We start from the raw sequence: 9,420 nt of genomic DNA, 5'->3' as shown, positions 1-9,420 counted from the left end.
TGCCAATCGGGTCGGTATTGCTCACCGAAAAATGTTGCCGGTCCGATCCCATTTCAGATGTAGACTATAAAAATCTTATCGGAGCTATTGAAGCCGTTTTAAAAAACCATCGTACTATCGTACCATCGTACCATCGTACCATGATCGCCACCGCAGGAACCGCAACAACACTGGCAGGCATCAAAATGAAAATGAAAGTTTACAAACACCAAGAAGTGCACGGATCCAAAATTTCATTGGATGATTTAAAAAAAATCATCGCCGAACTCAAATCCAAAACCATCGAAGAGAGAAAAAAAATTCCGGGACTGGAACCGGGCCGCGCCGATGTCATCTTGGCAGGTTCACTATTGCTAGAAAAAATCACAGAACATCTTGGCATTCAAGAAATCACAGTAAGCGACCGCGGTGTACGATGGGGCGTGGTGTATGAACGCCTCTCCGCTTTCACTTGATTTCAATAATCCTTGAGATGCCCCTTCCAAAAACCTCCGGGTGATACATTTCAAAAGCACCGGCACCAATCGCCTGAAATTTTCCGGGTGTCGCCGCCCGCACGACATGCCTGAAATGATAAACACCGACGGGAACATGGTCTGCCGCCCAAAAAACGCGGTCGTCTTGCGTTTCCTGATGGGCAAAAACCCAAGGGTAAAAATAAAGGGATTCCAGCTCGATGCGCTGTCTTTCCTCCACCGATTTTTCGGAAGAATCCGCCTCTTCAAGTATTTGCAGGGCCTCACGATTGGTACCCGCCAGATTGGAATCCACGGGCTCCAAACCGGCCGGCAATAAATCCTCAACAATCAATTGATGGCGCATTGCCGGCACCATGACGGTGACGGAACTCTTGTAATTTTGTCCCAGCTGAAATTGGATTAGAGGTTTTTTCTCCTTCAAATCATCAAGGGCGTAAAACTCGCGGTGAACCACTACTCCTTCTTCGCGTGTCGGCAGATATTTTGGAGACAGATAGTATTTGAGTTCTTCCTCATAATAGAGACGGCCGTCTCCTCTTTTAGAGAGAGTCAACGGGATGGGCTGTGTTTTTTCCATCCAATCTTGTATCGGCAGTGTTTTTTCAAAAGATTGCCAGCGTGTTTTGTCATCAAAAACCGATTCCAGAATGGAAATGCCGCCCAGATCCGCTTTTGCCGTAAAATGGGATTCAAGCTCATGAGTGTTCTTGACATAAGCAAGCAAGGCATCGAGGGCCCAGCTGGAAGCGTGGGTTGTTTCCCACAACGCGCTTTTCTGGGCGTGGGCCAAATAGCGAACCGTTTGTGAAATAAGTGGGTGTTTTGGCTCAATCTCGATCAAGGCTTTCAAGAGGATGCTGTTCTGGCATGGGAGAATGCAAATAAACCGGTCTTCATAGTTTTCCCATGAGACACCGCGCGGCGTGAAATGGATGTCGGCCTCCAGACTATGCTGGATTGTCTTCAACACCTTTTCAGAACCATGGCTTCTGGTTTCGAGCATCCAGAGAAAGGCGCGATCCGCAATTTGCCAGTGTTTTTTGTCTTTCAAAAAATCCTGATACAAAACCTCCACGGCCTGGGGATCAGGAGAAAATCCCAGCTCGGAAAGAACCCACTGGTGAAAAGCGCGCTGGGGCGCAAAAAGAAGATAATTTTGGAAGGGATCCTCGTCTCTTTTTGTTTCCAGAAAACGCTTTGCTCCTCTGGCGATAATTTTTTCATCCACCGCATAGCCAAACTGTTTCGCCTTGGCCAAAACATAAAGAATGTAGTCTGTCAGATAAGGATATTCCTCCTGGCTTTCAGGCCAAAATCGAAAGCCTCCGCTCCAAGATTGAAAATTGTAAAGTTTGGCCAAGCCGCCCTGAATGGCCTTTTCCAGATCGCTTTGCGGCGGGAGTTTTTCTTTCAGGGCATTTTCCTTGGCCAAATCACTTATCAGGAGATTGGCCACCAATTGAGAGGCTGTCTGTTCGGCGCAACCGTAAGGATAATGAACGAGGGCATCCAATCCTTTAGTCAAATTTCCAAGGAGGGTAGCCTGCAGGTTGATCCGAATATATCCCTTTTGCGGAATGATTTCTTTCGGAAGGGTAAGGGCTTCCGTTTGCATGTCGTCCGTAAAACCGGCGTTGGCAACCACCTCCGGCGCCGAACGATCTTTAACCGGCAGGCTTTGCTCGACAAAATCAATCACATCTTCTTTGTCCTTTCGAATTTGAAACGAAAAGACCGCTTGTCCTTCCTCTTTTCCGATGACATCAAAGGGAACGGCTGTGTCTGATTTTGGTTTCAGCTTTATATTTTTTGTAATGGGTCCTGCGGAAGAAAGACCGGCAGATCCCTTCACGTCAATAAACAGTTCCCCGCCGGCCGGTTCCGAAGAAGGATTTTCCACAATGACAGAGGGGTGGGCGATGTCCTCCACGGCCAGAAAGCGCGGCAGGGCCGGCCTCAAAAAGAAAGGCATCGTTGCCATGAGCGATGTGAAACCGGAACCAACGCGCGTGTCTTCCGTTGCCGCCAGTCCTTCCACAACCCATGTCGTCAGATTATCCGGCAGTTCAAAAGCAACAACAGCCTCTCCTTGTTCGTTGGTGACCACATCTGGATTAAAATAGGCGGTATCCAGAAATCGGGAGCGTTTTTTTGCAAGCTCTTTGGAAGGTCCGCCATCGCCTGCCTTAAAGCGCGTCATATTATCGGCGGTCTGCACGCCAAGGGTGCGCGGGTAATAAAATTTCTTAACCATATCCGGGCTATGATAATCAATGAGTCTCAGAATGGATTCATCTACAACCGACAAAATGACATGGGACGGCAGAGGCTGATTTTTATAATCGGTCGTTTTAACGACAACCGTCACTTTTTCCTTGGGATGATAGACAGTTTTGTCCGTCGTCAGGCTGACGTTCACCTTTTTTTGTTCGGGGGCAATTTTTAATTCCGTATAACCGGCTTTGAAATAAGGAACACCCGTTTGACCGGACTTGACCAAAAGAATCCCGACATAGATGTTGGGTAGAAAATCTTCGCGGACGGGAATTTTGAGGACTTCTCCGTTGCTCTCCAAATCCAAAATTTGATAATCCAAAATATCGCCACGCTCGAAGGTCAAAAGGGCGCGGGTGCCGGCAACGGGTGATTTGATAAGAATGTTGGCTGTTTCCCCGACGGCATAGGTTTCCTTGTCCGGCACAAGATCAATCCGATTTTTGGACGGGGAATTCCACGCCGTCAGCGATTGGCTCCCCACCCATGTGTCTGCGGAAGACCGGATTTTATTCCTCTTTCCGTCCGTAGCCTCGGCGGCAATCCAGTAATTGCCGCCTTCTTGCGGCGTAAATGTCACAAGACCTTTGCCTTCCGCAGACGTTTGAATTGTCTGGACGGATTCAACGGTATCTACGGGTTCATAAACCATGCCGAATGTTGTATCCGGCTGTTGTTTTTTGATAGCATTCCAAACGCGGCGGATGATTTTGACAGACACGGTTTTGTTTTTGGCGGGTTTTCCTTTCCAATCCAGCGTAACCAAATCGGCTTCGCCAGGCGATTTGGCCTGATACACAAAGGCCTTTGGCTTGATGCCGATGTAAAACTCGCCTTGATGCACCACCGCATCGGCATAGACAGAAATCTCCTGTTGAGAAGTTTCGGAAGCGTGAACCCCCACGGTGATTAACTGAGAGACAGGATATCTGGAAATGTTTGGCGCGTATCGGATCAAAAATTCACCGGCTTCGGTGCTTTTCCCTTTTTGTTCCTTGAAATACTGTCGGTTTTCTTCCCGCAAGGATTTGCCCGCTTTTCTCGCTGTTTCTTTTCCCTTATTGGAATCAGTCTGGGAGCTGGATTCGGAAAAATATTCCTCAGTACCAGAGGCCAATTCCTCTCCTTCATAATCCGAATAAATTTCTTCCTCTCCCTCCGGAAAATTGTAAGAGCGATAAAGTGTGCGGTAATCGGCAAAATTATAGCCGGGGTAGTTCTGTGGACTGAAAATATAGCTCTGAGTCGTGAGATCCCATGTTATTTTTGCCTCTTTCAAGGGAGCGCCAAAAAAATATTGGCCCTGCACTTTTGCTTCGATCGACTTGGAATTGAGATACTCCTTTTCATCTGTCTCCACCTTCAGCTTGAAGTCGGGTTTGCGATAGCTGGCAATCGTAAAAATTTTTGTGAAAATCTGCTGTTTTCCCGGAAGCAGAATGGACAGGCGGTAGTTTCCCCGTGGGATGGTGTTATCCCCAAGTTGAAAATTTCCCTGAATCATGCCAGCAGGGGAAATTTTCGCGGTTTGTTCCGTGACGGTTTCCCCTCTCGGATTATTTACATACCATTTTAACTCCTCCGTATTTTCAGGGAGAAAATACCGGCCCTCGCGGGCCTTTCGGATGACGGCGGAAAAGTGAACTTCCTGCCCGGGCCGATAGAGAGAACGGTCTGTTTTGATATAGGCAAAATAATTGTCCCGCGAGTAGAGAGGAGAAAAGTTAAGGGAAAATTGGTAAGGGGAGATGCCATCGTTATCGTCTTTTGAAACAAAGGAGAAGGCGCCTTCTTCCTGATAAAGGGCCAGCCATCTGCCGGAACCGGGATTCGCCATTTCCGTTTTAAATAAAGCAATTCCCTGCTGGTTGGTCACGGTTTGGGAAACGTATTGATAGGGCTTGTCCCATTTTGGGCTAAAATACAGGGCAACCGTTTTTCCTTGAAGCGGCTGTGTTGTTTCCAGATCGGTGAGCCACACAAGCGTTTGATCCAATCCGTTTTTCATTCTCATCGCCGTTCGGGACAAAATAACCATTTTCTTAAACTGCGGAGGTAGTTCTTCGGGGTATGACGCTGGGACATTGGGTTTGCGTTCCCCCTCAACCCAGACGGCATAGAGACCTTGTTTTTTAAATTCAGGCCCGAAGAGTTCCCCAAGACTTATTTTGACTCTCTCCGCCTTGTCATATTCTCCCTTAAGTTGAAGGACGGTTTTTTTTGCCGAACCAAAATCCACTTTGCTTACCGAATCATTTTGAATCCACTTTTCAAAAGAAACAGGAATGGCGCTGATTTTGAGAGCGCTTAAATTAGAGGCATTCATCAAAAGAACGGCTTCTTTTTTCTGGTCATGAAATTCAAGACCATTCACGCCGACTGGATTGAGTTCTGCCGGGGCATGATCGGTCCTCCATCCTTCTACTTCCTGTTGAAGTTGTTCCACGGACAAACTGCGGCCGTAGCGGTCCTTGATCGGTTTGGAAAATTGGAAGCGGTATTCGGCATAGTAATGGAAGGAAATATCTTCTGTGCAGAAACCTTGCTTCCAATTTTCATCTTTTTTGTTTCCGGATGCGTAGCTGATTTCGTCCGTGAAAAACAAATCAGGTTTTTTAATTTCTTCAATGACTTGTCCGGTTGCCCTGTCGGCAACCACAATTTGGACGCTTTCCTCAACGCTTTTTTGATTGAGGGGACTGGTGGTGTTGATACATTTATTGGGTTTTTCTAAAATTTCGTCCTCTTTATTTTCTTCTTTGGAAGCCATCTCAAAGACGCCAATGGTGTGAATCGTGGAACCTTGTTCCTCTTGTGTTGTCTGCTCCCCTTCTTTTCCACGAAGACCTTTGGCAATTTTCAGCTCGTAGTTTTTCCCGAATTCCAGCTTGTCCGCGGCGGACGCATAAACCGTTTTGCCGTCTTTTTCCCAGCGAAATTTCAGATCCGTCCCCTCAAGGGAAATACCCGCCTCCACCGACCTTTGGTCCATCGGCTGGTCAAAAGAGACATCAATCTCGCCCGGCTGAACCGGATCCATTGTGAAAGTTTCTTTCAATTTTAGAAGGTGGGGAGCGGGAGTGAAAAATTCAAAACTTTTTTCCTCAGAAAGGGTAGATCCGTCAAGGGCTTTGAGATATTGGGGAATCACAACAGTAAATTTTGTTGCAAGAGGGAGCCGTTCCCTTGGTTTAAAAATAAAAGCGGAGGTGCCGAGCCAGTGAAAATTCCCTTTTATTTCAGGAAAAATTTTCAGTGGAATTTCGGTTTTCGCGTTTTCATCAAGGGTCGTTAAAGGAACCATGGGGCGATCCAGCATAATGGTAATTCCCTCAATGACGGGAGACACGTCGTCTCCCTGTGGGGAGGCAAACACAATATTTAGAGGACCCGCCTTTAGGGGTGGGCGATAAGCCGTGAGCGTTTTCCAGCGGTAAACAGAATAACCGCCGATAGCCGCCGCAAGAATGAGCAGTACCAAAAAGAACTTTATTTTTTTTCGTTGTTTCATTTTACCTCTCCTCCCATGGCTTATTGAACGTCAAAGGGAATTTTTTCCCTGTTTCTATTTTCGATTTTAACCGTTAATCGATGTTTGCCCTCAGCAACAGGATAGAAAAATTTATGAGAGAGACCCATCGTCGTCTGAATTTTTTTGCCGTCAAGATACCAATCTGTCTTTTTGGGCATCCCGTTTTCCGGCGAAGAGAGAAATCTCAACTCGAACGGAATTTTTTGATGCTCTCTTGAAAGGGAAGGCTCCCTTTCAAAAACGTCATAGGGTCTTGGCGAAACGACCAAAAATCCTCCGGAAGGAGCGGGCTTGGACACTGCATTTTTTATAAAATCCGCCTCTTCCAGAAATATTTCTTCTTTCAGAATTTGGCAGGGAGCATCGAAACAAATCTGTTTTTCCGTAATCCCCTTGGGTTTTTTAAAAGCCACCACAGGGCGGCCCGCATACAACACTTCCATAACATCATGCCAAATGGGAGCCGCCGTGGAAACGCCGGTGAGTCCGGGCAAAGCACCGTTGTCGGGTCTTCCGACCCAAACTCCGACCACAAACTCAGGCGTGTAGCCAACGGTCCATTTGTCCCTGTAGGAATGCGACGTTCCCGTCTTGACGGCGGCGCTCTGACTTGAAAGTTCCAAGGCACTTGTTTCCCCAAAGGCCTTTCGGCGTGCCTCTTTGTCCGACAAGATGGAAGTGACGAGATAAGCCAGCGGCGCCGATCGCTCCCCCGCAACAGGCACAGCCTGCGGAAGCGGATCAGGAGTAAATCTCCATGGAAGGAAAGCACCCCCCCGAGCCAGCGCCGCATAGGCATTGGTAAGATCGATCAAGCGGACAGCGCCACCGCCCAGCGTCAAGGCGAGTCCATAGTATTCAGCGGGCTGGTCAAAAGAATGAAGCCCGAATTTTTTGAGCACTTCCATATAGTTTTCAAGTCCAACATAATTGAGGGCCAGCACGGCAGGGACATTGAGCGAATTGGCGAGGGCCTCTCTGGCACTGACCCAGCCGTGATAGCGCCGGTCAAAGTTTTGTGGTGTGTAGGGAATGCCTTTTGCCGTAAGAAAATGATGCGGTTCATCCGGAATGGCAAGAGCCGGATCCCAGCCCTTCTCAAACGCGGCGAAATAAGTAAAGGGTTTCAGGGCGGAGCCAGGGTGCCTGAGTGCCATGGCGCCATTGACCTGCCCTCCATGGGGCGACCAAAAATGACGGGAACCGACCATCGCAAGACAGTCCCCGTTTTTGACGTCCAACACGACCACGGCACCCGAGACATAAGAATTGTTGGGAATTTTTTCCTCCAAGCGACGGTCCAATATCTCTTGAACTTTTTTCTGAAGCCCCATGTCCAGCGTTGTTCGAATCTCGGCTCCGGGAGGCGGATGGAGCCGGTGAAGAACCTCACGAACAAAATGGGGAGCTGTTTCTTCTTCCGATTGAAAAGGATAAAGGGCAACCGGTGTTTTGAAAGGCCTTCGCAAAGGATTCAAAAAAGTTGGCGCTTTAGGAAGGCTCACAAGGAGTTTTTGTTCTTCCTTCGAGAGTTCCCAGACATGTTTTGAAAAATAGCGCCAGCTTGCCGTTTCAATACCATAGGCGTTATTTCCATAAAAAATGATGTTAAGATAACGCTCCAAAATCCAGTCTTTGGAATAATGCCATTCTAAAAAGAGAGTCAGCAATCCTTCCCTGATTTTTTGGCGGAATGTCCTTGGTGCCTGTTTTTCAGAAGCCTGGGCCAGAAGATTTCTCGACAATTGCTGTGTGATGGTGGAGCCTCCTTGCGCCCATTTTCCTTTCAGAAGATTGACGAGAGCGGCTCTCACAATCGAAGGCGGCCAGAAACCGAGGTGGTGATAGAAATACCTGTCTTCTGTAAGAATCGCCGCCTCCTGCAAAGTTTTGGGAATTTTGGAAAGGGGGACAAACGTCTGGAATCCGCGGTCGGGAAGGGAAATTTCCCAGATCAGAGAGCCATTGCGGTCAAAAATTTTCGTGTCTTGAACAGGAATCTCGGCAATCATCCGGCTGAAATCCCGATCCATCTTTAAAAGGAAGGGGGTAAAGGCGAGCCCAAAACAAACACCAAAAAGCAAAGTTCCAAAAAAAATTTTAAGAAAGGGAGGCATGGAATTTGTTCAGCATGCCTTTTTCTATATGGTGCTACTCTGTGCCGCAAGCGAAAAAACCAAGCGGCATTTTCAAAGGATTTGCGTTACCCCGCCTGAGGTGATAGGAGAAGAAAAAATGGAAGCGAGCGAATCCCCCATCAAACGAAACATCCTGATTACCCTCGTGATGATCACCATCTCGGTGATCCTGTGCACACTGGGGTTTAGCACGGCTAATCAGCCGATTGATAGCATTGCCGTGGTCTGGCCGAGAGCTATTCTGCAAGCTGTTGGAACAATTTTGTTTGGGGGATGGGGAATTGTAGCGACAATTTTTGCCGGAATGATCACAAATGCCATTAACGTAGGAACGGCTCATGCGATTTTGGGTTATTCAATTCCAAATTTTCTACAATCTTTCATTCCTGCTTTTTATTACAGAAGAATATTGCGAAAAAGTGATGGTGAAATAAAAATGCTATCTTTTAAATCTTATCTTATTTTTGCGGCTATCGTGCCCAACTTGCTTGGCGCCTTGTTTGGAACTTTTATCCTGCATTCAACTAGAGAAGCCGACCTATGGTTTTCTATTAGCCGTTGGTTAATAGCCAACATTCCTATTACCCTTGTTCTTGGATGGCCTCTTTTGTTTTTTTTGGGTCCCACCATGGCGGAAGAAAGGTTACTCATTAAGGGATGGTGGAAATGAAGCAAAAAATGAAATTGTTTCCCGCCGTTCTAACCTTATTTCTTGTGCTAGGCGTAGGACCAACTCTGCTCATCGCACTTTTTGCCGTTCCTTATCATTCACAACTTGGCACATATAGACTTGTTGTCAGTGTTTTGCTGGTTCTGTCCGTTGTTTCTACATTATGTTTGGCAGGATTGGTGACTCGTCTTCTCAAACAGCCGATAAATCAGTTGTTGGAGGCTCAAAAACAAGTTCGCCACGGCAATCTCTCGTATCGTCTCCCCGCCAAAGGGAATCCGGAACTCAATCTTCTTTTCGGCGGATTTAACAAAATGGCGGAAGGAG

At 47.3% G+C, this 9,420-nt stretch carries 5 protein-coding genes; 3 read left to right on the top strand and 2 right to left on the bottom strand.

Features of this window, described 5'->3' with window-relative positions:
- A partial coding sequence (locus HY877_04560) for a hypothetical protein (GenBank protein MBI5299549.1) occupies positions 1-455 on the top strand: 455 nt, incomplete at its 5' end.
- On the opposite strand, the gene HY877_04555 is transcribed toward HY877_04560, so the two are convergent.
- Both HY877_04555 and HY877_04550 read right to left on the bottom strand, forming a co-directional pair.
- Complete coding sequence (locus HY877_04555; protein ID MBI5299548.1) at positions 448-6,264, bottom strand: hypothetical protein; 5,817 nt, start codon at positions 6,262-6,264, stop codon at positions 448-450. The genes HY877_04560 and HY877_04555 overlap by 8 nt on opposite strands.
- Before the next feature lie 20 nt (positions 6,265-6,284).
- Positions 6,285-8,402, bottom strand: a complete 2,118-nt coding sequence (locus tag HY877_04550) for a transglycosylase domain-containing protein (protein ID MBI5299547.1) — start codon at positions 8,400-8,402, stop codon at positions 6,285-6,287.
- On the opposite strand from HY877_04550, the gene HY877_04545 reads away from it, so the two are divergent.
- On the top strand, positions 8,401-9,093 hold the full coding sequence (locus HY877_04545; protein MBI5299546.1) for a hypothetical protein: 693 nt from the start codon (positions 8,401-8,403) through the stop codon (positions 9,091-9,093). The two genes, HY877_04550 and HY877_04545, sit on opposite strands and share 2 nt — an antisense overlap.
- Before the next feature lie 8 nt (positions 9,094-9,101).
- On the top strand, positions 9,102-9,420 hold a 319-nt coding region (locus HY877_04540), incomplete at its 3' end, for a HAMP domain-containing protein (GenBank protein ID MBI5299545.1).

Source organism: Deltaproteobacteria bacterium (assembly GCA_016213065.1).
Classification (GTDB): domain Bacteria; phylum UBA10199; class UBA10199; order SPLOWO2-01-44-7; family SPLOWO2-01-44-7; genus JACRBV01.
The sequence above is the reverse complement of the archived record's forward strand: the minus strand, read 5'-3'. Positions and strand labels throughout refer to the sequence as shown.